At 72.2% G+C, this 25,108-nt stretch carries 21 protein-coding genes; 6 read left to right on the plus strand and 15 right to left on the minus strand.

From position 1 onward, the window contains the following. Positions 1 to 5: 5 nt before the first annotated feature. The 10 genes from ACIBI9_RS35680 to ACIBI9_RS35725 all read right to left on the minus strand — a co-directional run bounded on the left by ACIBI9_RS35680 (position 6) and on the right by ACIBI9_RS35725 (position 10,980). Positions 6 to 1,865: a hypothetical protein gene (locus ACIBI9_RS35680; RefSeq protein WP_397228681.1), complete on the minus strand. Its 1,860-nt coding sequence runs from the start codon at positions 1,863 to 1,865 to the stop codon at positions 6 to 8. Positions 1,866 to 1,917: 52 nt separating this feature from the next. After that, on the minus strand, positions 1,918 to 2,511 hold the full coding sequence (locus tag ACIBI9_RS35685) for a pentapeptide repeat-containing protein (RefSeq protein ID WP_397228683.1): 594 nt from the start codon (positions 2,509 to 2,511) through the stop codon (positions 1,918 to 1,920). A 17-nt stretch (positions 2,512 to 2,528) separates the two neighbouring features. Next, a complete protein-coding gene (locus ACIBI9_RS35690) occupies positions 2,529 to 3,689 on the minus strand; it encodes a cation:proton antiporter (protein WP_397228685.1) in 1,161 nt (386 codons plus the stop codon). Between the two features lie 8 nt (positions 3,690 to 3,697). Next, positions 3,698 to 4,180 carry a cation:proton antiporter regulatory subunit gene (locus ACIBI9_RS35695; RefSeq protein ID WP_397228687.1) on the minus strand — a complete coding sequence of 161 codons (483 nt, stop codon included), beginning with the start codon at positions 4,178 to 4,180 and terminating at the stop codon, positions 3,698 to 3,700. A gap of 91 nt (positions 4,181 to 4,271) precedes the next feature. Next, positions 4,272 to 5,243: a fatty acid desaturase family protein gene (locus ACIBI9_RS35700; RefSeq protein WP_397229009.1), complete on the minus strand. Its 972-nt coding sequence runs from the start codon at positions 5,241 to 5,243 to the stop codon at positions 4,272 to 4,274. A gap of 308 nt (positions 5,244 to 5,551) precedes the next feature. Continuing rightward, positions 5,552 to 6,673 carry an FAD-dependent monooxygenase gene (locus ACIBI9_RS35705; protein WP_397228689.1) on the minus strand — a complete coding sequence of 374 codons (1,122 nt, stop codon included), beginning with the start codon at positions 6,671 to 6,673 and terminating at the stop codon, positions 5,552 to 5,554. Positions 6,674 to 6,699: 26 nt separating this feature from the next. Beyond that, the gene (locus ACIBI9_RS35710; protein ID WP_397228691.1) at positions 6,700 to 8,268 is read right to left on the minus strand and encodes an MFS transporter; all 1,569 of its coding nucleotides are present in this window, start codon (positions 8,266 to 8,268) and stop codon (positions 6,700 to 6,702) included. An 80-nt stretch (positions 8,269 to 8,348) separates the two neighbouring features. Then, entirely contained in the window at positions 8,349 to 9,749 is a 1,401-nt protein-coding gene (locus ACIBI9_RS35715; RefSeq protein ID WP_397228693.1) for an FAD-binding oxidoreductase, read from the minus strand. Positions 9,750 to 9,766: 17 nt separating this feature from the next. After that, complete coding sequence (locus ACIBI9_RS35720) at positions 9,767 to 10,015, minus strand: hypothetical protein (protein WP_397228695.1); 249 nt, start codon at positions 10,013 to 10,015, stop codon at positions 9,767 to 9,769. Positions 10,016 to 10,083: 68 nt separating this feature from the next. After that, positions 10,084 to 10,980, minus strand: coding sequence for a hypothetical protein (locus ACIBI9_RS35725; RefSeq protein ID WP_397228697.1), 897 nt, complete (start codon positions 10,978 to 10,980; stop codon positions 10,084 to 10,086). Positions 10,981 to 11,226: 246 nt separating this feature from the next. On the opposite strand from ACIBI9_RS35725, the gene ACIBI9_RS35730 reads away from it, so the two are divergent. Next, on the plus strand, positions 11,227 to 12,927 hold the full coding sequence (locus ACIBI9_RS35730) for a sialidase family protein (RefSeq protein WP_397228699.1): 1,701 nt from the start codon (positions 11,227 to 11,229) through the stop codon (positions 12,925 to 12,927). On the opposite strand, the gene ACIBI9_RS35735 is transcribed toward ACIBI9_RS35730, so the two are convergent. After that, positions 12,915 to 13,526 carry a DUF4142 domain-containing protein gene (locus ACIBI9_RS35735; protein WP_397228701.1) on the minus strand — a complete coding sequence of 204 codons (612 nt, stop codon included), beginning with the start codon at positions 13,524 to 13,526 and terminating at the stop codon, positions 12,915 to 12,917. The two genes, ACIBI9_RS35730 and ACIBI9_RS35735, sit on opposite strands and share 13 nt — an antisense overlap. A gap of 395 nt (positions 13,527 to 13,921) precedes the next feature. Between ACIBI9_RS35735 and ACIBI9_RS35740 the strand changes: the two genes are divergently transcribed. Next, positions 13,922 to 14,380 (plus strand): pyridoxamine 5'-phosphate oxidase family protein, encoded by a 459-nt coding sequence (locus tag ACIBI9_RS35740; RefSeq protein WP_397228703.1) that lies wholly within the window; start codon positions 13,922 to 13,924, stop codon positions 14,378 to 14,380. 105 nt (positions 14,381 to 14,485) lie between these two features. Here the strand turns inward: ACIBI9_RS35740 and fxlM are convergent, their stop codons facing one another. Beyond that, the gene (fxlM, locus tag ACIBI9_RS35745; protein ID WP_397228705.1) at positions 14,486 to 15,655 is read right to left on the minus strand and encodes a methyltransferase, FxLD system; all 1,170 of its coding nucleotides are present in this window, start codon (positions 15,653 to 15,655) and stop codon (positions 14,486 to 14,488) included. Between the two features lie 123 nt (positions 15,656 to 15,778). On the opposite strand from fxlM, the gene ACIBI9_RS35750 reads away from it, so the two are divergent. Continuing rightward, complete coding sequence (locus ACIBI9_RS35750; protein ID WP_387560156.1) at positions 15,779 to 16,066, plus strand: HesB/IscA family protein; 288 nt, start codon at positions 15,779 to 15,781, stop codon at positions 16,064 to 16,066. A gap of 43 nt (positions 16,067 to 16,109) precedes the next feature. On the opposite strand, the gene ACIBI9_RS35755 is transcribed toward ACIBI9_RS35750, so the two are convergent. Next, positions 16,110 to 17,090 carry an acetylxylan esterase gene (locus ACIBI9_RS35755; protein WP_397228707.1) on the minus strand — a complete coding sequence of 327 codons (981 nt, stop codon included), beginning with the start codon at positions 17,088 to 17,090 and terminating at the stop codon, positions 16,110 to 16,112. A gap of 124 nt (positions 17,091 to 17,214) precedes the next feature. Between ACIBI9_RS35755 and ACIBI9_RS35760 the strand changes: the two genes are divergently transcribed. Next, positions 17,215 to 18,453, plus strand: a complete 1,239-nt coding sequence (locus ACIBI9_RS35760; protein WP_397228709.1) for an alpha/beta hydrolase — start codon at positions 17,215 to 17,217, stop codon at positions 18,451 to 18,453. Between the two features lie 65 nt (positions 18,454 to 18,518). On the opposite strand, the gene ACIBI9_RS35765 is transcribed toward ACIBI9_RS35760, so the two are convergent. Both ACIBI9_RS35765 and ACIBI9_RS35770 read right to left on the minus strand, forming a co-directional pair. Further along, complete coding sequence (locus ACIBI9_RS35765; RefSeq protein ID WP_397228710.1) at positions 18,519 to 22,403, minus strand: hypothetical protein; 3,885 nt, start codon at positions 22,401 to 22,403, stop codon at positions 18,519 to 18,521. Positions 22,404 to 22,637: 234 nt separating this feature from the next. After that, positions 22,638 to 23,144 carry a methyltransferase family protein gene (locus ACIBI9_RS35770; protein WP_397228712.1) on the minus strand — a complete coding sequence of 169 codons (507 nt, stop codon included), beginning with the start codon at positions 23,142 to 23,144 and terminating at the stop codon, positions 22,638 to 22,640. 99 nt (positions 23,145 to 23,243) lie between these two features. On the opposite strand from ACIBI9_RS35770, the gene ACIBI9_RS35775 reads away from it, so the two are divergent. Both ACIBI9_RS35775 and ACIBI9_RS35780 read left to right on the plus strand, forming a co-directional pair. Further along, entirely contained in the window at positions 23,244 to 24,176 is a 933-nt protein-coding gene (locus ACIBI9_RS35775) for a MerR family transcriptional regulator (RefSeq protein ID WP_397228714.1), read from the plus strand. Between the two features lie 30 nt (positions 24,177 to 24,206). Further along, positions 24,207 to 24,686 carry a TetR/AcrR family transcriptional regulator gene (locus tag ACIBI9_RS35780; RefSeq protein ID WP_397228716.1) on the plus strand — a complete coding sequence of 160 codons (480 nt, stop codon included), beginning with the start codon at positions 24,207 to 24,209 and terminating at the stop codon, positions 24,684 to 24,686. Positions 24,687 to 25,108 lie beyond the last annotated feature (422 nt).

The following is a 25,108-nucleotide window of genomic DNA, read 5'->3' on the forward strand; positions in this document are numbered from 1 at the left end:
CGCCGCTACGCCCGGCGCAGCGACCTGGTCAGGCCCGCGGCGATCGTGGTGGCCAGCACCCAGCCGGCGGCGATCAGCCCGTACGCGAGCCACTGCGTCCCGCCGCCGGGGTTGAACGCCTTCTCCTGCCCGAAGTCGATGATCGGCAGCAGCAGGTCCAGCGTGTAGACGAGCGCGTGGAACCGCGGGGCCTCCCCCGGCTTCAGCGGCGGCGGCTCGGCCAGGCCGAACACGGTCGTGCCCACGGCCAGGAGCGCCACCAGCCAGGCGGCCGCGCGTAAGGGGCGGAAGCCGTACCCGACGGTGACGTCCTGGAGGTGGCCCCAGAACCCGGCGTACCACGGGAGGGTGGCGCGCCGCCGCTGCTGGCTGGCCAGGAGCGTGTCGCGGGCGTCAGCGTCGCTGCCCAGCCGCCGGTACATCGCGGCGAGCTGCTCGTACGCGTTCGGCAGGTAGCCCTCGGGGTCCCTGCGCAGCCAGCCGAGCCGTCCGGCGGCGGGCAGCATGGGGTCGAGCACCTCGTACGCGAGCCCGTCCATGCGCATCGCGTCCGGCCAGACGCCGGGGTCGTCGCGCAGGACGCCGATGCGCGCGTGGCGCAGCTCCACCGTGCCCCGGACGGGTGCGGCGGTACGCAGGGCCAGCTCGCGCGCCTCCACCCGCCAGCATTTGAGCGCCACCTCGCCGGGGGCCTCCAGCGTGGCGTCGTCGAAGCACAGGCGGCTGCCGACCTGGGCGTTGGTCAGCCGGACCCGGCCCTGCGCCGAGAAGCCGCTGCAGAGGTTGAGCACCTTGCCGACCGTGATGCCGTTGGCCGTCAGGGCCGAGCCGCCGGGGTTGGCCAGCCTGGCGCCCTCGAAGTGGGCGGGGCCGGTGACGGAGGCGTCGAGCAGGCTGATCTCGCCCTCCGCGGTCATCCCGTCGCGGGCGTGCAGGGCGCCGTCCACCGTGAGGCCGTCGCCGGCCAGGGCCACGCCGCCCGGGTTGCGCAGGGTGGCGCCGTCGAGGTTGAGCGAGCGGGCGACGGCGGCGCTCCCCAGGCGTACCTGGCCCTCGGTCTCGACCAGCGACAGGAACAGGCCGCCTTCGGCGTTGAGCCCACCGCAGCGCACGGCGATGCCGCCGGGGTTGCGCACGCGCGAGCCGCGCAGCGTGAGCGGCCCGCTGACGCGGGCGGAGCGCACGCAGATCTCCCCGTCGACCGTCATCCTCCGGGCGAACAGGCCCACCTGGGCGGTCAGGTTGGACGCCTCGAGGGCCATGCCGCCGGGCGCGTGCAGGCGGGCGTCGTCGAGGTTGACGGCGGCGCCGATCCGCGCGGCCGTGAGGATGATCTCGCCGTGGCTGCTGAAGCCGTCCTGGGCCCGCAGGTTGCCCCCGACGTCGAGGTGCTCGCCGTTGACGACGGCCCCGCCCGGGTTCTCCAGGTGGGCGCGGTTGAGGTTGAGGTTGCCGCTGACGCGGGCGCCGGACAGGCGCAGCTCGCCGGTGACGTGGCAGCCGGCCAGGCGCAGGTTGCCGTCGACCTGGATGTTCGAGGCGATCAGGCCGGGCAGCGAGGAGCCGCTCAGGCTGAGGAACCGGGTGCGCGTCTGGTACAGGTCGGGCGCCTCGTCGAACGCGCACTGCTCAAGGGTGACCGGGAAGCCGATCTCGGCGAAGGCCAGGTGGAGCAGGCCGGTGATCCGGGCGCCGATGAGGCGCAGCGCGGGCTTGGGCCCGTCGTGCTCGCCCAGGAGCACCTCGGCCAGGGCCTGCGCGCGCACGACCGGGTCGAGGTCGCCCGAGCGCAGGTCGACTTCCCTGCCGTGGGACACGGCTTCGGCCACGGCCCGCTCGGCCGGGTGGAGATCGGTGATTTTCACACGGACATACTCGCCCGCCCGCCGGAGATCCGCAGCCGATCTCGATGGCCGCCTACTCGCGTACGTCGAGCCCCAGGGCGCCGGCCACGACCGTCGCCTGGAAGGGGTCGATGACCGCGTTCTTGAGCGTGACGGTGAGCGGGTCGAGCGTGCTCAGGTCGCTGCCGCGCAGGTCGCACCGCGTCAGGTCGGCGCCGCGCAGCGACGCCCCCGACAGGTCGGCCCGCCGCAGCTCGGCGCCCTCCAGCCGGGCGCCCGACAGGTCGGCCTCCCGCAGCCGGGTGCCGCGGAAGACGCTGCCCCGCAGGTCGGCGCCGGCCAGGCTGACGTACGACCAGTCACCGCCCTCGACCTTGAGCAGCCCGTACGTGCACCCGTCGAACACGCTGCCGGTCAGCTTGCACCCGTCGAACGTCGCGTCGAAGAACGAGCACCGCGTGAACGTGCAGTTGACGAAGCGGGCGTCGTCGTGGACCGACACGTTGAAGCGCACGTTGCTGAAGTGGCACTCCTCGAAGGAGGAGCCGTGGTCGACCAGCTCGGTCATGTCCATGTCCTGGAACAGCACCCGGCGATGGCTCTCGCCGGAGATCTCCACGCTGTCCCAGTCGGTGGACCAGATCGTCTTCTCGGTGGGCTGGATCATGCGAACAAACTAGCGGATCAGGACCGCTTGGCGATGGCGGTGATGAGCGGTTGCACGAGCTTGGCCGCCAGGGGCCCGAACGCCGCCAGGATGAGGACGTACGCCGCCGCCAGCGCGCCCAGGTCGGGGTGGGCGCCCGCGCCCACGGCCAGGCCCGCGATGACGATGTTGAACTCGCCGCGCGGGATGAGCGCGATGCCCGCCCGCGCCTGGCCCGCCTTGCCGATGCCCGCCCGCCTGGCCGCGTACGCGCCGGTCAGCAGCTTGGTGACCATGCTGACCAGGGCGAGCAGCGCGGCCAGCCCCGCCACGGGCAGGATCTTGGCCGGATCGGTCTGGAGGCCGAAGAAGACGAAGAACACCGCCGCGAACAGGTCGCGCAACGGCGCCAGCAGCGCCTGCGCGTCCTCGGCGAGCTCGCCGGACAGCGCGATCCCGACCAGGAACGCGCCGACCGCCGCCGACACGTTCAGCTGCTGGGCGAGCCCGGCCACGAGCAGGGCGAGCCCGACCACCTTGAGCAGCAGCACCTCGTTGTTGGGGCTGGCCACGAACGCCTCGATGAAGCGCCCGAACTTGAGCGCCACGACCAGCACCACGCTCACAGTCAGCAGCGCGACGCCCACCGCGATGGCCCCGCTGGCCAGGTTCAGCCCGGCCAGGATGGTCGTCAGGATCGGCAGGTAGACGGCCATCGTCAGGTCTTCGAAGACCAGCAGCGACAGCACTGTCGGCGTCTCCCGGTTACCGATCCACCCCAGGTCGGACAGCACCTTGGCGGTGATGCCCGAGGAGGTGGCGTACGTGACGCCCGCCATGGCGACGGCCGCGACCGGGCCCCAGCCCAGCAACAACGCGCAGATCGCGCCGGGGGCGGCGTTCAGCACCAGGTCGACGATGCCCGCGCGGATGTTTCCGGTCAGGCTGGTGACCAGCTCGTCGGCGTTGTACTCCAGGCCGAGCGTCAGCAGCAGCAGGACGACGCCCAGCTCCGCGCCGACGGAGACGAAGTCGTCGCTGGTCGCCAGCGGCAGCACCCCGCCGGTCCCGAACGCCAGGCCGGCGATCAGGTAGAGCGGGATGGGCGAGATGCCCACGCGCAGCGCGAGGGCGCCCAGGATTCCCAGGGCAAGGACTATGGCACCGAACTCGAGAAAGAGGACCGCGGTATGGTGCACCCGCGGCCCTACCCGTCCGCCAGGATGCCGGCCACCTCGGCGGTGGTGTCCTCGCTGCCCACGACGACCACGACGTCGCCCGCGGCGAACACGAAGTCGGGGCCCGGGCTGGCGAAGACCCGCCCGCCGCGCACGACGGCCACGATGGAGGCGCTGGTACGGGTCCGCACGCGGGCGTCGCCCATGGGACGCCCGGCGTAGGGGGAGCCGTCGGGGATGGGAAGCTGCACGCTGACCAGGCCCTCGACCTGCTGGTGCAGCTGGTTGAGTCGCTGCACGATGCGGGGGGCGCCGAGGAGCTCGGCCAGGGCGTCGGCCTCCTCGTCGTTGAGCTTGACCACGTGGCAGACGGCGTCGGGATCGTCCGCGTCGTAGATCACCAGGTCGCGGCGGCCCGTGCGGTGGGACACGACGCCGACCCGCTGTCCTTTGCGGGTGGTGAAGTCGTGTCGTAGCCCGATCCCCGGCAGCGCTGTCTGTTCGACCTCCACCTATCCCCACCCGCTCAGATCCGCCTATTTACGACTAAACCCTACCAACGCGTGCTTATGGCCTCTGCTCCGCAAAGGCGGGCTCGGTCGCCTACGCTCCCGACGCTCCTCCGGGCGACGGCACTCCCTCGCGTAGCGGGCGTCCGGCTTCGTGCAAGTGCCGCAGGGCCTGGCCCCACGACGCGAACAGGCCGCATTCGACGTAGTCGACGCCGAGCCGCTCGCAGTACTCGCGGACGATGGGCTGCGCCCTGCGCAGGTTCGCGGTCGGCATGCTGGGGAACAGGTGGTGCTCGATCTGGTAGTTCAGGCCGCCGAGCGCGGTGTTGACCAGGCGCCCGCCGCGTACGTTCCTGGAGGTCAGGACCTGGCGGCGCAGGAAGTCCAGCTCGTCCTCCGCGGTCAGGACCGGCATGCCCTTGTGGTTGGGCGCGAACGTGCAGCCGAGGTAGACGCCGTAGCAGGCCTGGTGCACGGCCACGAACACCAGCGCCGTGCCGAAGGGCAGCACCAGGAACACCGCCCCCAGGTAGAGGAGCACGTGCGCGCTCAGCAGCAGCCCTTCGAGCCCTCTGCTCTTGAGCGAGGGGCGGCGCAGCGCGCGGAAGCTCGACACCTTCAGGTTCAGGCCTTCGAGGGTGAGCAGCGGGAAGAACAGGAACGCCTGCCAGCGCCCGACGAACCGGGGTATCCCGCGCGCCTCCTCGGCCTGCTTCTGCGACCAGATCAGGATGTCGGGCGCGACGTCGGGGTCGTGCTCCTCGTGGTTGGGGTTGGCGTGGTGGCGCGTGTGCTTGTCCATCCACCAGCCGTAGCTGAGGCCGACGGCCAGGTTGCCCACCAGCAGCCCGGCGATCCTGCTGGTGTGCCGCGACCGGGAGATCTGCCCGTGCGCCAGGTCGTGGGCCAGGAGCGTCACCTGGGCGAAGGCCACGGCGAGCAGCACCGCGACCGGGATCTGCCACCAGGAGTCCCCGACCATGGCGAACAACGCCCAGCTTCCCGCGAACAGGCCGGCCACCAGGCTGATCCTGGCCGCGTAATAGCCTGGCCGCTTGTCCAGCAGCCCCGCCTCGGCGATGCGGCGTGACAGCCTCGCGAAGTCGCTGCCGCGCTGAACGGCGGCGGTCCCCACAGTCCCCACGTTTCTCTCCGATGCTGACGAGTCGTATGTGATCACTCATCAGCATCGCGAGAGACGGTGGCCCGGCGGACCCCCGCTGTCACCCGTTCTCTTGGTAGTGCACGCCCTACCACCGGGGGCGCCCGATGGGCGCCCCCGCCGCCTGGGGATAGGGCCGGCCCATCGCACTCAGCGTGGCACTGGACGACCTCACCTGGTGGGGAATGGCGGGCGGCGGGGACACCGGCTCAGATCGGCTGCAGAGCCGCGGCGTCGCCGTAGATGTGCAGGTCCGGGCGGAAGGCCGCGAGGTAGGCGTCCCGGTCGTGGAAGGTCGCGGCCAGGGCGTCCCCGTAGTCGATCAGCTGCCTGTGGGCTTCCCTGCGGGGCTCGTAGCGGGCCGACAGCAGCCGCTCCAGCAGGTCCGCGTCGCCGCCGGCCGCGCAGATGACGTCGGCCAGGAGCTCCGCGTCGTGCAGCGTGTAGCTCATGCCCATCCCGGTCATGGGGTGGCAGGCGAACGCGGCCGAGCCCAGGAGCGCCGCGTTGCCCTTGTGGTACTCCGACACCCGCATCGAGGAGACCTTGATCCGCTGCCAGGTCGCGGGCTGGAGGACGTTGAAGGCGTCCGAGCTGTCGGTGACGAACTTCTTCAGCTCGTCGAGCAGCGCGGGGATGCCGTCCTGGAAGATCTCCTTGTCGTCCTCGGGGGGCAGGCCGACGAACACCCTGGCCTGGTCCCTGTTGATCGGGTAGAGGTAGGCGAACCAGCCTTCCGAGCTGAAGTACAGCCGGTTGAGCTGGGCGACGCTGGCGGTCAGCGGGACGGTGGCCACCCGCATCAGCAGCCGCTCGTACGGGAGCGTGCGCTGCTCGATGTCGAGCGCCTGCCGTACGGCCGACTTGGTGCCGTCGGCGCCGATCACGACGCCGGCCCGCAGCCGGCGCCCGTTCGACAGCGTCAGCTCCTCCACGCGGCCGTCGCCGACCGCGATGTCGTCGATGCTGGCGTCGAACCAGAAGTCGACGCCCTCCATGACGCAGCTCGTGTAGATGAGCTCGACCAGCTCCCGATAGGGGCGGACGAGGAAGCCTCCGTCCGGGAAGCGGCACTCCTGGATGGGGTCGCCGTCGTGGTAGTAGCGGATGGTTTCGCGCCTGAGGCCATGGCGTCCGACCAAGTCGGCCAGCCCGTGGCGGGCCAGCACCCGGAGCCCGGGCGGCTTGAGGAAGTCCGCGCCCGCGCTGGGGACCGAGGGTCCCTGCTCGATGACGACGACGCGACGGCCGCGGCGACCCAGCAGCAAGGCGAGGAAGCAGCCGCCGAGCCCGGCGCCGACGATCGCTACGTCGCACGATGTGGTTGCCATGACGAGAGCCCTTTCGAATGGTTGAACTAGTTCGGGTTCCCGCGGGAACCTGCGAGCGGGCCTGGCTCGGCCGCCCGCGGCCGCGGGATGTGGTCCGTGGGGGGTGTGCGGGTCTCGACAGGCAGTAACGCGTCGGCCTCCGCCGCCACGGTGGCGAGAGTCATGCGCAGCTCCAGCAGCAGCCGGCGCGGCACTTTGATCATGACGTCGCCCGGGTCGGTCCGTAGCCGGGTGATCTTGGTGAGGGCCAGTGCGCCGATCAGCACGGAGATGGCCACGCACATCGCGAGCGCGCCCGCCAGCCCCGCGAAGGGGCCGGTCATGAACGGGTGGTCGATGACGACCGACACGACGGCGACGCCCACGGCCCCGCCGACCATGCGGGCCATGGTGGCCGCGCCGACGGCGGAGGCGTACTGGTGGGGACGGGCGGCCAGGGTGGTGGCGACGGAGGTGCCCGGCGCGAGCGCGCCGACGCCGATGCCCACCACGACGCTGGCGATCAGGCCCCACACGGTGGGCCCGGCCTGCGTCAGCACGAGCACGCAGGCGCCGCCGCACAGCAGCGAGCCCGCGTAGATCAGCCCGTACGCGCCGACCCGCTTGACGATCCGCCCGGCCAGGAAGCTCGTCACGACGACCGCCACCGACGTGGGTGTCAGCCACATGGCCACCTCGAGCATGGGGTAGCCCAGGTGGAGCAGGTACAGCGGCTGCACGGTCAGCAGCCCGTACGAAAGGGCGCCGAAGCCCCAGGTCGCGAGCCAGCCCCAGACGAATCTGGGGCGCCGCCACAGGGCCAGGTCGATCGCGGGCAGGCGGTGGTGCTTGGCCTGCGCGAGCGCGCCGCCCAGCAGGGCCAGCGCGGCCAGCGCCAGCCACACCACGTCCATGCCCCAGGCCATCGCCTTGGAGATGGCCAGCACGATGACCGCGATGCCCGCGGCGAGCAACCACGCGCCGAGGACGTCCGGCAGGCCCCTGGCGCCGGCGCGCTTACCCGGCGGAAGCGCGGCGCAGGCGATCAGGAGCGCGACGCCGATGACGACGTCGGGAACGAACAGGGCCCGCCAGCCGACGGTGGCGGCCAGCCAGCCGCCGCCCGCCTGCATGAGCAGGCAGCCCAGCCCGGAGGCGGAGCTCCACAGGGCGATCGCGCCGCGCCGCTGCGACTCCGGCAGCTCTCCGAGCAGCAGCCCGAGGCTGGCCGGGATCATCGCCGCGGCACCGGCGCCCTGGACGGCCCGTGCCGCCAGGACGTACGACCAGGAGTCCACCAGGACGGTGGCGATACCGCCCAGGACGAACACCACGAGCCCGACGGCCAGGACCCGTCGGCGGCCGAACAGGTCCGCCCAGCGGCCCGCGGTGGCCAGCAGCGCCGCGATCGGGATGAACGCCGCGCTGGTCAGCCAGACCAGGTCGCCCAGCGGCATGCCGGCCCCGGCGGGTGTGTACCGCAGGACTCCGACTGCCAGGGTGGTGGCCGTGGTGTCGGCCATCACCGTCAACATGACACCCGCACCGACCAGCCGCAGCATCACGGCGTGACGACGGTCGATGGTGCTCGTCCCCCGCGCTGGTGACGAACGCACGTGGTCACCTCCAAGCTATGAGTGGTCTCCGCCGACCGGCACACTCCGGCTGTGCGACCCGGCGGAGGTGGGTCCTTCGGTTAAGCGCCGTAGCGGCCGGGCGAGAGCAGGCCGTCCGGGTCGAGGGCGGTCTTGAGCCGGTGCAGCATGCCGAGGCTGGCGGTGCTGGTCTCCGACCACACGTCGGCCGCGGCGTGGTCGATGTCTGAGCGGTAGATGGCGCACCCGTGGCTGCGCAGCAGGCAGTTGCCGTCGTTGCGGAGCTGGTGGGCGCGGTAGGGGGCGTCCGGCACGCCCCGTTCGAAGAAGATCTGGATGACGCCGTTGGCCATGTGCCGGCTGACGAGGTTCCACTCGACCATGAGCGCGGTGGTGTGCGCGTCCACGGCCGTCTGGAGCGCGGCCAGGATGTGTTCGGTCCTGCGGGCGTGCGTCGGCATCAGCGGCATCAGCGCCAGGAAGCCGATCTGGCCCTCGTCGATCTGGTCGCAGGAGGTGACGCGGAGGGCGTTGCGCACACCCAGGCAGGTGGGGATGCCCTGGGACATGAGCGCCCTCGGGTAGAGCGGGTCGTCGGGGCCCACCTCGGCCGCGTCGACCACGCGCAGCGCCTCGGCGCCCTCGACCTCGATGAGTGCCTTGCGCAGCAGTTCCTCGGCCAGTTCGACGGCGGCGTCGCTGCCGAGCAGCGGCCCCATGACGGTGAACAGGTCGGGGTCGACGCCCTTGGGCAGGAACCAGTCGCCGTGGCTCGGAACGAGCGCCAGCTCGCGCACCCGCAGCATCCCGTCGGCGGGGTTGCCGCGGCGCAGGAAACCGGCGATCGCGTCGAGCGCGACGCCGACCTGCTCGCGCGGGATGCGGCCGTGGACGAAGCCGACGGTCTGCGGACGCGGAACGAGGGCGACGGCCATGGCGGTGACGATGCCCAGGTTGTGCTGGACGAAGGCGGGCGTCAGGTCGGGCCCGGCGACCCGGCCGTGGTAGCGCCCCGCCGGGTCCAGCCCGCCGGTGGTGACCACGCTGCCGTCGGCCAGCACGGCCTCCAGCCCGGCCACGTCGTGCACCCGGGAGCGGAAGGTGCCGTCGCCGCGGTCCAGGGCGTTGCCCACGACGGAGGTGTCGGCGCAGGAGTTGGTGACGTTCAGCATCCAGGGGGTGTCGTGCAGCGCCTCGGCGAGCTGTGCCTGGGTCACCCCGGGCTCGATGACCGCGAAGCCGGCCTCGAGGTCGAGGCTGCGGATGCGGTTCATGCCGCTCAGGTTCACGACCAGGTTGTCGTCGGTGACCGGCACGGCCGAGCCCATGCCCCAGTTCCTGCCGGTGCTGATCGGGTAGAGGCGGCGGCCGGTCCTCATGGACTGCCGTACGAGCGCGCGCACCTCGTCGAGGCTGCGCGGCGCGTCGATGCCCGCCACGGAACGCGGTTGGTGACCCCCGACGTCGTGCGACTTCAGCTCCAGTCGCTCTAGTCCCTGCATGACTCTCCTCTTTCGGCTCACGCGGTGTGCTGGAGCAGGTCGTCGATGGAGCCGATGGCCTGGTTGGACATCTCCCTGATGCCGAGCAGCCGCTGCTCGACGTACTCGTCGGGCTCGCCGGGGGCGTCGGGGAGGTCGAGGGTTCCGAGCGGCGCCGACTGCACGGGGACCTCGTGCAGGCCGTAGGGGTGCCGACGGGGCCGGATGGTGTCGGTGTCCCGGGTGTCGCGGATCGTTCTGGCGGGCAGGTGCGGGGGGGTTCGCATGACGGGAGCTCTCCTACCGGACTAGATGGGGTTTTCCGGGCGACCGCTCGCCGTTGAGCGGATCTGGGTCAGCGTGCGCCCTCCTTGTGGTCGAGGTGGTCGACCACCGGAGTGACGGCCGCGGGGGTCGCCCGCGGCACGCCGTGGTTGATGACGCTCGCGGCGATGCGACGCTCCGCCAGCCCCATGTGGGGACGGCCGGCGGTGCCGCCGGTGCTCGGCCGGGCGCCGGCCGAGCCTCGGATCATGGAGCTGGCGTGCACCCAACGGCGGGACTCTGCCAGCACGTCGCGCTGGGCGCGCGACAGGTCGGAGTGGCGGGCGTACTGCTCGCAGACGGCCCGCGCCAGCACCCTTGCCATGACGAGGTGCTCCGCGCAGGCGGCCGAGACCTTCGCCTCCAGTCCGATGACCTGGGCGAGGAGCAGCTGCAGGTGGGCCAGCCCCGAACTGCGCTCGAACCCGTCGAGCTCGGCCAGGCGCTCGGGCCAGCGCAGCCGCCGTTCGATCGAGGCGTTCACGGCGGCGACGACCTCGGTGGCGGGCTGGTCCGGGCGCCGCCCTTCGAGCTGCACGGCCCGCTGCGCGGTCGATTCGAAGTCGGTCAGCCGGCGCAGCCCGCTCTGGAGCAGGCGTACGCGGTTGTGCAGGCAGGCGGCGCTCCAGCCGAGGACCAGCAGGCGGTCGGCGTCGGCCTCGCAGTGCCAGCCGACGAGCGCGACCTCGCGCGCCATGCGGTGGTAGAGCACCCAGGACTCCTGCGCGGCGACCGGCACCGGGGTGTCGATCCACACCTGCAGGCCGCCCGGGGGTACTTCGTCGACGCCGACGTCCACGCCGGCGGGCGCCACCCTGGCGCAGATCCGCTGAACCACCCGTTGCTGGGCGGCTGTCTCCGGCGCCAGGGGCACCGGGCCTGGCAGCACTCGCTCTGGGGCCACTCTCGCCCTCGGCTCGATGCTCATCTGGGGCCACCTCCCGACGGCCTTACGTAAATTGACACTTAATAGTGCCGTCCCGATCGTCGTCAGAGAGGGGTTTTCTGTCAACTGGTACTTAACCAAACCAGTATGGATCTCTCGCCGCCCGATCGGCGGCAGCCGTGAACCCGCGACTTCCCGCAGGTGAATCCGGTGTTACGGAGCGTGGATCATCTAGAGTCCGAACGGTTCGGTCAGTTCGGGGGACATGCGGGGAGCGAGCCGGTGTGGGTGCCAAGATCCGTGGTCGTGGCCTTGTCGGTGGCCGCGGGACTGCCCGCGCCGCCCGACGCGACGCAGGCAGCGGCCGGTTACTGCCAGCTACCGGATCACTCCCAGCCGTCCATCCCGGGCGAGGCTTACCTGATCGATACTGCTTCCTCACCAGACTGGATTCATCCCAATCCGCCGCCCGTCGGCCGGGAGCCGACGGAGTCCGAACGGCTCGACTTCGCGGGCTTCCCGAACGTCTCGGCCCTCGACGTCGTGGGCCCCGGCGGGGCTCCCCGGCAGAAGGTGATCAGCACCTTCACCACGAACGTGGACCAGATCGTCACCCTCACCAACTCGGTCGCGGTCTCCGACGACGGCGGGCTCTCGTTCGGCCCGGCGAACCTGACGCCGCTCCGCGAGGCCCCCATCCAGCTGCTCGACGGCCGGTACTTCGCCACCGAGTACTACCTGCAGGTCACCAGCCCGCACTCGGGCACCTTGGGCGTGCTCACCACCTCGTCGCTGGAGGACGGGGAGAGCTGGGTGCGCTCCGAGGCGACGCTGACCACGCCCGGCGACCTGCTGCCCGGCGGGGCCACGCACGGGCTGCCGGTGCAGCTCGCCGACGGCACGATCCTGATCACGATGTACGCCCAGTACAGCGACACGGGGACGTACCAGGCCGAGCTGTACGCCAGCCGGGACGGCGGCCGCACGTTCGAGCGGCGCGGCGTGATCGCGCCACCGTCCGACGGGTTGGTCTACAACGAGGCGAGCATCGCGCAGACGATGGACGGCAGCCTGCTGGCGGTGCTGCGCCGCGACGGCGGCCGGTTCTCGACGCTGCACCAGAGCCGCTCCACCGACGGCGGGCGCACCTGGTCGCCGGTCGCCGAGCTGCGCTTCGCGGGCCAGGACTGCGTGGTCCGCGGCGTGGCGCCGCGGCTGCTGCTGATGCCGGACGGCGTCCTCGTGCTCAGCGCCGGGCGCCCGGACAACTGGATGGCCGTCTCCCCCGACGGGCTCGGCGAGGAGTGGCTGGAGCCGCGGGTGACGTACCACAACCGCGACGGCATCTGGCCCGTGCACGGCTCGTCCGGCTACACCGGGATCGCGGCGCTCGGCCCGCACCGGCTGATCCAGGTGTTCGACAACTGCAAGCTGCCCGGCGTGCGCCCCAACGGCCTGCTGGACGAGACCGCCTGCCCGGCGCACGGGCGCTTCGAGAGCGGCGGCTGGTACGCGATCAAGCGGCAGCTGTTCACGATCGACCCGCCTGGCCCCGGCCTGCTGGACCTGGCCGCGATGCGCCGGAACGGACAGGTGAGCGTCGAGACCACCATGCGCTGGACCGGCCGCCCCAGGAGCCGCCCCGGCGGGGCCTTCGACGGCAGCACCGGCTACTGGTCGAGCGCCGTCGCCAAGGGCCGCGGCCGGTACGTGCTGCACCTGGACCGCCAGTACGCGCTGACCCGGATCGGCCTCAGCCTGCGCCCGGGCCATCCGGCCGGGGCCCGCGTGTACGTCTCCAAGGACGGCCGCTCCTGGGGCGAGCCCGTCGTCACGATCAGGGACCGGACGGACTACGCGATGCGGTACGAGGCGATCGACCGCACGGGCCGGCACATCAAGATCGTCACCGAGCCGACCTCCGGCTGCGAGCCCGAGCTCGGCCGGACGTGCAGCATGCTCAACGAGATCGAGCTCTACTCGCCGTGAGGCGTCTCCGGCCCCGGGGACGTCTCCGTGGGCGTGCCGATGGACGACTCGGTGGACGTCTGCGTGGGCGTGCCGCCTTCGGGCTGCCGCAGCGCGGTCAGGTGCGCCACCAGCGACGGCTCGGCCGTCTTGGCCAGCGCCACCACCGTCGGCGAGGTCCCGCGGGAGATCTCGATCTTCGTGGCCGCCAGCGCCTCCTGGTGCGCGTTGATCATGGCGGCCATGAAGTCCTGGTCGAACTCGTTGGGCGGCGAGTCCCGCAGCTCGGCCAGCATGGCGCGCTGGTCGGCGCTCGGGGACATGGGCAGCGCGATGTGGAGCTGCGTGGCCGCCCTGGTCACCTTGGTGTCGAGCTTGGTGTGGTCGACGACGAGCATCTTGCCGATCGACTTGATCCGCGCCGACTTGCCCTTGCCCGCCCCGAGCTGCCCGGCCTGGACCTCGGCCAGGTTGCCCTCGTGGATGGCCCGCATCCAGGCCTTGTCCTGCTCGGAGGGCTGCGTGTCGGTACGCGGCGCCAGGCCCGCGGTGTCCGTCGGCACGTCGGCACAGCCTCCTAGAGCGGCGAGGGTCACGGCGGCCAGCAACAGTGTGCGCATGAGCATTTCCTATGACAGGGTGATACATATCCAATACAGACAGTAATCACCCTTCCCTCAAGACCCAACATTTCACCTCCGGACGCCTCCACCCCACCGCCTCCCCGGATCCAGGGCCGGGACCGTCAGCCACACCGCGCTCCGGCGTCCCGGCGCCGCCACGCCGCGCTCCAGGTGCGGAGCGGCGGCCAAGCACTGAGGGACGACCGCGCACGGAGGGGCGGGAGCGATCGGACGCGCGGAGGCGGGCCGCAAGCGCGGAGGCGGACGCACGGCGCTGGACGCGCGCCAGCCGGCCGTGGGACCGGATGGCGGCGCCGTGGGGTCGCAGGTCTCATTCGCGCGCTGTCGTCGATAATGGCGACGACCATGAGGCCGATGTGACCGGAGCACGGATGACCCACCCAGACCCCCGCACGCCCCACCAGCGCAAGCGGGACACCCTCGACCGGCTGGAGCACGACGTGGACGCCTGGGTGGCCACGGCGGACGAGGGCGGGGTGCCGTACCTGGTGCCGTTGTCGTTCCTCTGGGACGGCGCGACCCTGCTGATCTCCACCGTCAGCGCCAGCCAGACCGCCCGCAACCTGCTCGCGTCCGGCCGGCTGCGCGTGGGCGTGGGGCTGGTGCGCGACGTCGTCCTCGTCGAGGGCACGGCCGAGGCCGTCCCAGACGTCGAGATCCCGGCCGAGGTCGGCGACGCGTTCGCGGCGAAGGCGGGCTTCGACCCGCGCAAGGAGCCCGAGTCGTACCACTACTTCCGCATCACGCCGGTCCGCCTGCAGGCCTGGCGCGAGGCGAACGAGCTGCGCGGGCGCGACCTCATCCGCGACGGCGAGTGGACGGTCGCCTGAAGATCCGCGACGGCGCATGGGACGGCCAGCTGAAGACCGGCCGGCCGAAGATCGGCGACGGCTCGCGAGCCGTCGCCTCGGAGTCCGTCACCGGCGTGTGAGCGGTCAGTTGAAGGTGACCACCAGGGTCGTGTGGCGCTTCGGGATGACCGTCCCCGTCCCGTCGCCGCGGGCGCGCCCGGGGTAGGCGTGGATGCGCATGTCGCCCGCCTCCGGACGGCCCGCCTCGTCCCAAGCCCGCACGTGCCCGGCCAGGTCGGCCGCCAGCGCCGCGCCCCCGGGACCGTGGCCCTGGGCCGCCAGACCCGGGCCGGTGGGTCCCCGGCCGCGGGCCACGTGCGCGCCCTCCCCTCCGAGCAGCGCGATGGAGTGGCCGTCGACGAGACCGGCGCTCATGCCGTACCCCTGCCCCAGCCTGCCGGTCAGGACGCAGCACCGGGAGTCGCGCAGGGCCAGCCACAGCCAGACGCCTGGCCCGTACGCCGCCGCCTCGCCCCCGTTGACGGCGACCTCGGCGGGCTCGGCGTCGAGCGCGGCCAGCACGTCGCCGATCTCGCGCCACTCGGGCAGGCCCAGCATGAGCTCGGGATCCTGGCGCAGCACCACGATCGCCTCCGGCCCGGCGAACGCCCCGCGCATCCGCATGAACCCGCACGGCGCCACCGACCGGCTGGCCCAGTGGTCGCCGGCGCGTTCGAGGGCCACGGACACCTGCACGCCCCGCAGGTCGAGCGGCGCCACCAGCCGCCCGCCCGCGCCCAGCTGCTCCAGCCACGCCGGGGCGAGGTCCCACACGCCGACCGTGGCGATCACGCGGTCGTACGGGGCCCGCTCCGCGTACCCCTGGACGCCGTCCGCGCACACCGCCTCCACCCGCGCCGCCCCGGCGGCGGACAGGTGCCGTCTGGCCCGCGTGACGATGTCCTCGTCGATGTCGACGCTCACCACGTGCCCGGCGGGCCCGGCGAGGTGGGCCAGCAGCGCCGCGTTGTAGCCGGTGCCCGCGCCGATCTCCAGCACCCGGTGCCCCGGTTCGACGCCGAGCTGGTCGAGCATGGTAGCCATGATCGCGGGCTGGGAGGACGAGCTGATCGGCCGGCCCGCGTCGTCACGTTTGGTGACGATGGGCTCGTCGCGGTAGGCGGCCTCGGGGTCGACGCCGGGCAGGAAGAGGTGGCGCGGCACCGCCAGCAGCGCGGCGGCCACGGGATCGCTGATGTCCTGGCGTTCCCGCAGGTGCGCCACCATGGCCTGCCTCTGCTCCGCGAAGTCCATGGCCCCCATTCTCCATAGGGAGCTCCAGGAAATCTGAGTAAAGAAACAGTCAAAAAGGGTTGGGCTGGTGAGTCGGGGGAAGGGCAGGCAACTCCTGAACGTCGACCGTGAGGAGGAGCCGTAGTGCTCACCCTGACAGCCAACGCAGCCCAGGCGATCCGCGATCTGACCTCGTCTGCGCCCGAACCTTCTCAGAGCGGGATCCGCATCTCGTCTCAGGGAGAGGGCGCGAGTTCGCTCACCCTTACGCTGGCCACCGCTCCGGAGCCGGCGGACGAGGTCGTCGAGACCGAGGGGGCGCGCGTCTACCTCGACCCCGTGGCCGCCACCGTATTGGAGGACAAGTCACTGGACGCCGGAGCCGACGACCAGGGAAGCGTGTCGTTCCTGGTCAAGGACCAGACGGCGTGACATGGGCGCCCGCCGTGCCGCACCGGCACGGCGGGCGCGCCCGTCAGCCGTCGCTGAGAAGCTTGTGGAGGTAACGCAGCTGCTCCTCCGTCTGGAAGCCGCCGCCGCCCTCGTGGCCGTTCCAGGGCCACACGGAGATCTCCTTCGGGCCCTGCCAGTGGTTGTACCCGGCGAACACGGTGGACGGCGGGCAGATGTCGTCCATCAGCGCCACCGAGTAGAGCGCGGGCACCTGTCCGCGGGCGGCGAAGTTGAGCCCGTCGAAGTATGACAGCGTGCGGAAGACCTGGTCGGCGGTGTCCCTGCGGGTCGAGAGGAAACGCACCAGCTCCTGGTACGGGTCCTTGCCCGTGATCTCGACCGCCCGCCGGAAGTGGGTCAGGAACGGCACGTCGATCAACGCCGCCTTGACCCCCGGGTGCAGCGCGGCCGTGGCCTGGGCGATGCCGCCGCCCTGGCTGCCGCCCGAGACGACGACCCGGCCCGCGTCCACGGCCGGGTGCTCCAGCGCCGCGTCCACGGCCCTGACGGCGTCGGTGAAGACGCGCCGGTAGTAGTAGTCGTCCGGGTCGAGGATGCCGCGGGTCATCATGCCCGGCGCCTGCGGCGAGGCGCTGCCGTGCGGGTCTCCGGTCGTGCCGGGGCTGCCGGCGTTGACGCCGCCGTGGCCGCGCGTCTCCATCACGAACACCGCGTACCCGGCCGAGGGCCAGAACAGGTGGTCCTTGGGGAACCCGCGGCCGCCGCTGTAGCCGATGTAGTGCATCACGCACGGCACCGGGCCCTCCACACCGCGCGGCACCAGGAACCACCCGTTGATCCGGTGCCCGCCCCAGCCCGCGAAGGACACGTCGAACACGTCGACGGTGGCGAGAGGCAGGTCGTACGGGACGTACTCGGCGCTCAGGTCGAACTCCCTGGCCTCGGCCAGGGTGCGTGACCAGAACGCGTCGAAGTCGGCGGGCTCGTCGCGTTCGGGGAGGTAGCTGCGGAGCTGCTCAAGCGGCAGGTCGAACAGTGGCACGGAATCTCCAGCCTGTAGAGGGACGCTGTTATTTCACCCCATCCAGCCGGAAAGCGCTATCCCACCCTGAGGCCGGAATCCCATCCCCCTGACCGAAACCCGTGGCGTGCACTAACGTCCCCTTGTGGCTTCTTTCGCCAGACTGGCTGGACGGGCAGTGGCGGGTGCCGGGGTGCTGGCCCTGTCGCCGGTCCTCGGGCTGGCCACGCTGGCAGGGATGGCGATGGTGGGCGCGCAGGCGACCACGTTCACGGTGACGGGGCTGGCGGTCTTCGCGTCGGTGTTCTTCCTGGGGCTGCTGCTGTGCGTGCCCAGGCCGAGGGCGGCGTGGGGGCGCTGGTTGCGGGCGCTGGTGATCCTCGGGGTGGAGGCGGCCGTCGTGTGGCCGGTCGGCGTCGCCACGCTGCGCCCGCCGCAGCCCCCCGCTCCCCCGGCGCCGGTGGCCGGGCAGCGCGAGTGGCGGCTGCCGACGGGGTCGGAGCTGGCGTACGTACGGTTCGCGCCGAAGCGGGTCACGCATCCCGACCCCGTGGTGTTCCTGCACGGAGGGCCCGGCGTGGCCGACCTGGCGGCGTCCTCGGCCTTCTTCAGGAAGCTGACGGCGGACGGCTACCAGGTGTACGTCTACGACCAGCTCGGGGCCGGGCGCTCGGCCCGGCTGCGCGACCCTCGCGAGTACGGCCTGACGCGCGACGTGGAGGACCTGGAGGCCATCAGGCAGACCGTGGGCGCGGACCGGCTGAACCTGGTCGCCCACGACTACGGCGCCCAGCTCGCCACCGCCTACCTGGCCGCGCACCCCGACCGGGTGGCGAGGGCGGTCCTGGCCTCCCCCACCGGGCTGCCTCCGCAGCGGAAGGCGGACGGCGAGGTCGAGCTCGCGGCGATGTTCGGGCGCGACGGCTCGCCGGACCCGCGCCTGCTCGCCGTCTCCACGCTGCTGCGGGTGGACCCGCGGGCGGCGCACGACTTCGCCGGCGACCGGGAGCTGGACGCCTACCTCGACCTCGTCCGGCAGGGGGCGCCGCATCCGTGCCCGGCCGCCGCCGCGACCGGATCCGGGGGTTACGTCGGCCTGACCGGGCGGACGGCGCCGTCCTCCCTCCCGCTCAGCCTGTCGGAGGCGAAGGCCCCGGTGCTGATCGTCAAGAGCCGGTGTGACGAGCAGGGCTGGACGTCGGCCATGGACTACCGGCGGGCGCTGCCGTCGGCCACGCTCGCCTACCTCGACGACGAGGCCGACAAGGATGACGCCTACGAGAGCGGGGCGTACCTCGGGCTCCTGAGGGCGTTCCTGTCCGGCCGCCCGGTGCAGGCGTACGAGGGCGAGCGCCCGCCACCCGGCTACCGCGGCCCAAACTGACCCGCCACCCGGCTACCGCGGCCCGAACTGACCCGCCGCGCCGGGTGCGGCGGGTCAGCGCACGGTCAGCGAGAAGCCGGGCGCGGCGCGGAGTCGCAGCCGCCGGCCTTGGTGCCCGCGACCTTCCACTCCGCCCCCGGGAACGGGCTCATGAAGTGGGTCAGCAGGTCCACCGCGTAGTCCGGCACCTGGCCCCCCGGATCCAGCAGCGACACCATCTGGGGCCCGTCGGCGCCGCGCAGCGTGATGGAGCTCGACCCGTTGCCGGCCGCGAAGCCGGGCTTGGCGTCCACCGTCACGCACGCCAGGCTGATCCCCGCCGCCTTGATCTCCTGCTTGGCCCCGATCCGCCGCATCCGCTGGTCGTAGCGGCGCAGCGCGAGCGAGTCGGTGGGGGCCAGCCGCACCGAGTCGCGGAAGACGTCGCTGCCGACCTCCCTGCTCAGCCGCACGTCCAGGGATACCTCGGGCCGCAGGTCCACCCCCTTGGCGGCCAGCTTGAGCTGACCGTAGTCGCCCTCGAAGCCGGGCGCGACGTACCCGAGGGCCGGGGGCGCCTTCAGGCCGAACGGGACCTTGCCGGGCCGGATGCGCAGCCACGACACGCGCTGCGCGTCCAGCGACAGGTCCTTGACCGCGCTCGCCCCCAGCCCGAACTTCCCGCCGACGTTGTAGGTGAGGAAGCCCGTCGTGTACGGGACCTCCTTGCTCACGGAGATCTGCTGCGGCGCGACCGCGTCCATCCGCAGCCCCGCGTGCAGCGACAGGCGGCCCGTGGGTACGGGGCGGGAGACGACGTCGAGCGACTGGTCGGGGTTCATGCGGATCGTGGTGTCCGCGGCCAGGTCCTTGACCGCGAACGACACGTCACCGAGCCTGCCCTGCGGGTCCACCAGGCCGCCCTCGACGCCGAGGTAACCGTCGAGGGTGCTGACGTTCGACTTGTAGGTGAGCGCCGGCACGCTCAGCCCGGCGGCCGAGGCGTCGGCGTCCACCCCGAACGCGGCCGGCACGTCCGCGAAGCGCAGCTCGCCGGTGCCCTTCCCGGCCAGGGTGACCTTGGCGTCCAGGCGCTTGACGGCCGCGGAGTTGTTGACGCGGATGCGGGTCTGGGCGCCGTACGTGCCCTGGACGGACACCGAGGCCGGCACGGGGTCGATCGACACGTGCCCGCGCAGGTCACCGGCCTCGGCCTGCACGTCGAGCGCGCCGAGCGTGGCGGCCGGCTCGATGCGGTACGCGGCCTGCACGGCGTTGCCCTGCGACACGCCGAACGGCCCCAGCGACATGCTGGTGATCCGGGAGGGCAGCCCGGTCAGGGTGGCCCTGGCCTTGACGGGCACGGGTGACAGGACGCTGCTCGCGAGATAGACGCCGAGGCTCTTGCGCCGCGGGCTGAACCCCGAGAACGCGAACGTCCTGCCCGCCATGTCCACGCTCACCTGGTCCGGCAGCCCGCTCACGTCGAGGTAGCCCTGCAGGCCGAAGCAGCCGCGATCCGGCGTGCAGAACGGCCCCTTGGAGCAGCCCGCGGATCCGGCCGCGCAGCCGCCGTCCACCAGGGACACGCCGCCGGGCACGGCGGGCGCGGGCCGCATGCGGTCGAGCGCCCCGGCCTTGCCGAGCCAGGCGCGGGCGCGCACGTCCAGGCGCGAGCCGGCGTAGGTGAGCTTGCCGCCGTCGGAGGTGATGGACAGGCGGCCGGGCACGGGCCCGAGCGTGCCGATCAGGCCGAAGCGGGTGTCACCCTGCGTGACGTCGGCGTCCACGGCCAGCGTCTGCCGGGCCGAGCTGAAGTCCGCGCTGAACCCCTGCGCGGCTGTGCCTTTCAAGGGGCTGAACCCGACCTGCTTGAGCCCCTTGACCAGCACGCTGGCGTCCAGGTCGCCGGTGGCCTGGCTGTAGTGCGCCGACAGGTGCGGCCCGGTGGGGGCCTTGGCGCCGTCGTGGTTGGTGAACGCCAGCTCCGCCGACCCGACCGGCCCGGACAGGCCGCGGAAGCGGTACGACGCCGGGTCCCACGAGGCGTCGAAGCGGGCCGGCACGCCGCTCACCTCGGCGGCGGCCCTGGTGTACCGGTCGCCGAGCTTGGCCCTGGCCAGGGCCGAGACCTTGGTCACCGGCGCGTCCGCGGTCCAGGTGAGTGTCCTGGCGCCCGTGTCGGCGACCAGGTCGACGCTCTTGCGCACGCCCTCGACGGTCGCCTCCAGGTCCTCCCCGGACGGCGAGGTCACGTGCGCTTTATTGGCATAAATCTTGATCTGGTCAATCTTGGCGGACGTGGCGACCTTGACGGTCGAGCGCTCGCCCAGCTCCCACGACGCCTTGACGTCGTCGCGCACGCCCCGGACGGTGCCGTCGATGGTGGGGCCCGTCCTGAGGTTGGTGTAGGCGGCGCGGACGGTGCGGATCACGCCGCTGGCCTGGTATTCGGCCTTCCGGCCCGCGGGGTCGAGGGTGACGTCCACGGTGGAGGGCGTGTTCGAGATCTCCAGGCGGGCCACGTGGGTGCCGTCGATGCTGGCCGCGCCCACGAACGAGCGCCCGCTGGAGCCGACCTCCAGGTGGGCGTGCGGCACGGCCCCGTAGGTGACGTCGAAGCCGGACAGCCCCGACAGCAGGCCCGACACCCCCACCGCGTCACCGTTCTTGATCATGGTGACGTGGCCGCCGCGCGGGCTGGAGATGGCGCCCTCGTTGCGCTGGAGCACCACGGCGAACCGGCCGATGGGCGAGCTGGTCGTGTGCGTGACGCGGTGCTCGGCCAGGTCGTTGACCAGGCGCACCTTGGCCGGCAGGTCGCTCAGCTCGGTCTTCAGCACGGTCTTGCCCGCGGCCCGGTCGAAGAAGAGCAGGGAGGCCGCCCCGGCCCGGCCCTTGGCGGACTCGACGGTCAGGGTCTGCTTGCCGTCCCCGGCCGCGTACTTGGCGGTCAGGGTCGGCGGCACCTTCCTGACCTGGGCGCTCAGCACCCTGGCCAGCTTGCCGTCACGGTAGGTGAAGCTGTGCAGCCGGGCGCGGGCGATCGAGGACGGGCTGGTGAAGCGGACCTCGCCGTCCGACAGCCGCACCGCGGCGCGGGCGGGCATGCGGTCGAGCACGGCCTGGGTGAACTGGCGGCTGTTCACGGCCAGCGCCTCCAGCTTGGCGGGCGCGGAGGCGTGGACGTCCAGGGAGGGCGAGTCGAGCGCGGCGTTCACGCTGAGCTTCTCGGTGGCGGGCGTCTGGCGCAGGCTCACCACGCTGCGGCCGGTCAGCCCCGCGACCAGGGCCGCGGACCTCCCCGGATCGGTACGCTTCACGCTGGCCTTGACCTGCTTGCCCGTCAGGTCGACGCCGAACGTCCCCCAGTCGAAGGCCGACAGCGACGCGCCGTGCCGCAGGCCGTCGAACCCGACCGAGACCTTGCCGTCGTACTCGGCCCAGACCAGCGCCTTGACCTTCTCCTGCGACAGCCGCTTGACCGCGAACCCCAGCCCGGCCGACCCCTCCGCGGGGTTTGCCGTGGGCACGAGGTCGGCGGCCAGGTCGGGCCTGCCGTCGCCGGTGACGTCGGCGACGGCCGGCGTGGCGACCGGCTGCGAGATCGAGCAGGAGACCGGCACGGCCTCGCTCTGGACGCACAGCCGGTACGTCAGCCCCGGCACGGCCTTGCCCAGCCCGTCGAACGCCTTGAGGATCGGCGCCAGCGGCTTGATCAGCGTCAGCGGCTCGGCGTCCGCGGTGTCGGGCAGCACACTCCGGACGTCGGGCGCCTGCCTGCCGAAGCCCTGTTCCTCCTGGACGGAGGCGGCCTCGGCGGTGACCTCGTCGATGAGCCGCGACCCGGCGGGCGTGGTCACCTCGGGCTCGTCGGGGCCCACCCGCCCGGTGCCCGCGGGCCTGACGGCGAGCGAGGGCCGGGTGGGAACGCTGACCGCGGCGGCCGGCGGCTCCTGCACGGCGGGCACGGGCTGGACCCTCACCTGGGTGTGGGCCTGCGTCTGAGCTTGGGCACTCGGTGGCAGTGCCACCAGGACTGTGGCGCTTGCGATGGACGTCGAAGCGAGCACGCGCAGAAGGGCGTGCGGCATGAAACGTTCTCCCCCGGACCGGTCTAATTCATCCCATCAGAAACATAGGTCACGATGCGACCACATCTCCTCACAGGTAGTCAAACCCGCCCGGACATGGGACCCCAATTTTCAGGAGCGGTACGGGTGCACGGTCGGCCACCACCCTGGGACGCGGGCCCTGTACCGCTCGTAGTCGGCCCCGAACCTCCTGCGCAGGTTCGGCTCCTCATAGAGGCGGACGAACGTGTAGGTGACGGCGGCCACGACGGCGGCATAGACGAGCAGCCGAGGATCGCCGAAGATCATGGCCTGGCCGATGACGGCGCTCAGGAGCGCGACGTACATGGGGTTGCGCACGTACCGGTAGAGCCCGCCGACGACCAGCCGGTCCGGCGGCGCGACGGGGATCGGCGTCCCGAACCCCTCCACCACGAACCTGACGAACGCGTTGACCACGACGGCCAGCCCCGCGAGCGCGAGGATCGCGCCGAGCGCCTTGAGCGGGATCATGACCGGGCCAGGGAACGGATCGCGCATGTGCCAGCCGCTGATCCAGTACGGGACCAGGACGGCGAAGGTGCCGGGGGCGGCGACGAAGAAGGCGGAGCTGACGATGGCGGCGGGTGTTCTGCGCATGTGATCGCTCCTTAATTCACCCATAGATGAGTTTAAGAAGCGGACGAATCACCGTCAACCGGTTGAGTCTCCATCTAGGGGAGGCGGGAAGGTGGAGACATGGCGCTCTACTCCATCGGTGACCTGGCCCGGCTCACCGGGCTGACGGTCAAGACCATCCGGTTCTACTCCGATCGGGGGATAGTGCCGCCTGCCGACCGCGGCCCCACCGGTTACCGCCTTTACGACCTCGACGCCCTCGCACGACTGGAGCTCGTACGGACGCTGCGCGACCTGGGAGTGGACCTGCCCACGATCCGACGGGTCGTGGAGCGCGAGGTCTCGCTCTCCGAGGTCGCCGCGGCGCACGCCGAAGCGCTGGCCGTGCAGATCCGCACGCTCCGGCTGCGGCGCGCGGTGCTCACGGCGGTGGCCAGGCGCGGCTCCAGCCCCGAGGAAATGGATCTCATGCACAAACTGGCAAGACTCTCCGAGGACGAACGCCGCCGGCTCGTCGACGACTTCCTGGAGGCCGCCTTCGACGGCCTGGACACCGTTCCGGGGTTCGCGGGGGCCATGCGCTCGATGACGCCCGAGCTGCCCGACGACCCCTCGCCCGAGCAGGTCGAGGCGTGGGTGGAGCTGGCCGAGCTCGCGCAGGACCCGGACTTCCGCGCCGCCGTCCGGCGCACGGTCGCCCGGTACGCGGCCGAACGCGACGAGGCCGGACACGCGGACGCGCCCCCGCGCCCCGATCCCGCCGCGCTGGCCCGCGACCGCGCCCGCCCGGCCCTCGATGCGGGCCTCGCCCCCGCCTCCCCCGAGGCGGATTCCGTGGTGGCGGCGGTCGTGGCCGCGTACGCGCGTGACCTCGGCCTCCCGGACTCCCCCGCCCTCCGGCAGCGGCTGCTGGACCGGCTGGAGGAGGCGAACGACCCGCGCAGGGAGCGCTACCTCGAGCTGCTGGCGGTGATCAACGGCTGGCCCGCCCCGGAGCCGCTGAGCCCCGCCCTCGACTGGTTCGCCGAAGCCTTGCGGGCCCGCCTGAACTGACGCTCCCGGCGGGTCCAGTACGGTTTCACCGTGGCCTCATCCGCCGACCAGCAGCCGCCCCGCCGCCGCGCCTGGGGCAGCCTCAGCCAGGCGCAGATCGTCTCCGTCGCCCTGGAGATCGCCCGCGCCGAGGGCATGGAGGCGCTGACCATCCGCCGCCTCGCGGCCGATCTCGGCGCCTCCCGGATGGCCCTCTACCGCCACGTAGCCGACAAGGACGCCCTCGTCGACCTGGTCATGAACGCCATCGCCGAGCACGACCTGGTCCCGCCCGGCATCGACGAGGGCCCGTGGCCGCACCGGCTGCGGCTGCTGGCCGCCGCGATGCGCCGGCAGCTGGCCGCGTACCCGGGCATGGTGGACGTGCTGATGACCCGCGCCAACCACGGCCCGGGCGCGCTACACCTGGTCGAGACCATCCTGGAGATTCTGGCCGACGCCGGGCTCGACGAGCGGCAGGCGGCCGGGCATTACATGATCTTCATCGACCTCGTCCCGGGCAGGGTATGAACTGTTCTCCATATTCGCTATGAAAGCCAGAGATTCTGCCGTGATCTCTGAGCTCGGTTGAGTGTGTTGAGATGGGCGGGTGGCTAAGCGTCTGGGCTTGCGGGTCGTGGCGCGGCTGTGGGTCGGTCGGAGTGTGGTGTGGGTCGGCACGGCTCAACTCGAAAGCCGCTTCGAGGAGGCGGGTCTTGATTCGTTCGCTGGTGTTGCGACCCCTTTGCGGTACGGGGCAGGCGCGGGTCGGCTACCTGCGCGTATCCGGTGCGGGCGGGCAGGAGGCATCCTGGGCGGTGCGGGCAGACGAAGGGCGCCGCCACCGGCCGCACCGGGATCGCGGAGGTCCGCGGGACATGACCCATGGACAGGGCTCGGACTGTGGGAGGAGCGGCCTGGACAGGCCGCCCGGCCAGATGGTATGCGAGCAT

The organism is Nonomuraea sp. NPDC050451, assembly GCF_044458585.1.

Bases quoted from the DNA above. Each gene is read 5' to 3' on its own strand.
- ACIBI9_RS35685 (WP_397228683.1), bottom strand. From the start codon at position 2,511: ATGATCCAGCCCACCGAGAAGACGATCTGGTCCACCGACTGGGACAGC.
- ACIBI9_RS35705 (WP_397228689.1), bottom strand. From the start codon at position 6,673: ATGGCAACCACATCGTGCGACGTAGCGATCGTCGGCGCCGGGCTCGGC.
- ACIBI9_RS35715 (WP_397228693.1), bottom strand. From the start codon at position 9,749: ATGCAGGGACTAGAGCGACTGGAGCTGAAGTCGCACGACGTCGGGGGT.
- ACIBI9_RS35720 (WP_397228695.1), bottom strand. From the start codon at position 10,015: ATGCGAACCCCCCCGCACCTGCCCGCCAGAACGATCCGCGACACCCGG.
- ACIBI9_RS35725 (WP_397228697.1), bottom strand. From the start codon at position 10,980: ATGAGCATCGAGCCGAGGGCGAGAGTGGCCCCAGAGCGAGTGCTGCCA.
- ACIBI9_RS35735 (WP_397228701.1), bottom strand. From the start codon at position 13,526: ATGCGCACACTGTTGCTGGCCGCCGTGACCCTCGCCGCTCTAGGAGGC.
- ACIBI9_RS35740 (WP_397228703.1), top strand. From the start codon at position 13,922: ATGACCCACCCAGACCCCCGCACGCCCCACCAGCGCAAGCGGGACACC.
- fxlM (WP_397228705.1), bottom strand. From the start codon at position 15,655: ATGGACTTCGCGGAGCAGAGGCAGGCCATGGTGGCGCACCTGCGGGAA.
- ACIBI9_RS35770 (WP_397228712.1), bottom strand. From the start codon at position 23,144: ATGCGCAGAACACCCGCCGCCATCGTCAGCTCCGCCTTCTTCGTCGCC.
- ACIBI9_RS35775 (WP_397228714.1), top strand. From the start codon at position 23,244: ATGGCGCTCTACTCCATCGGTGACCTGGCCCGGCTCACCGGGCTGACG.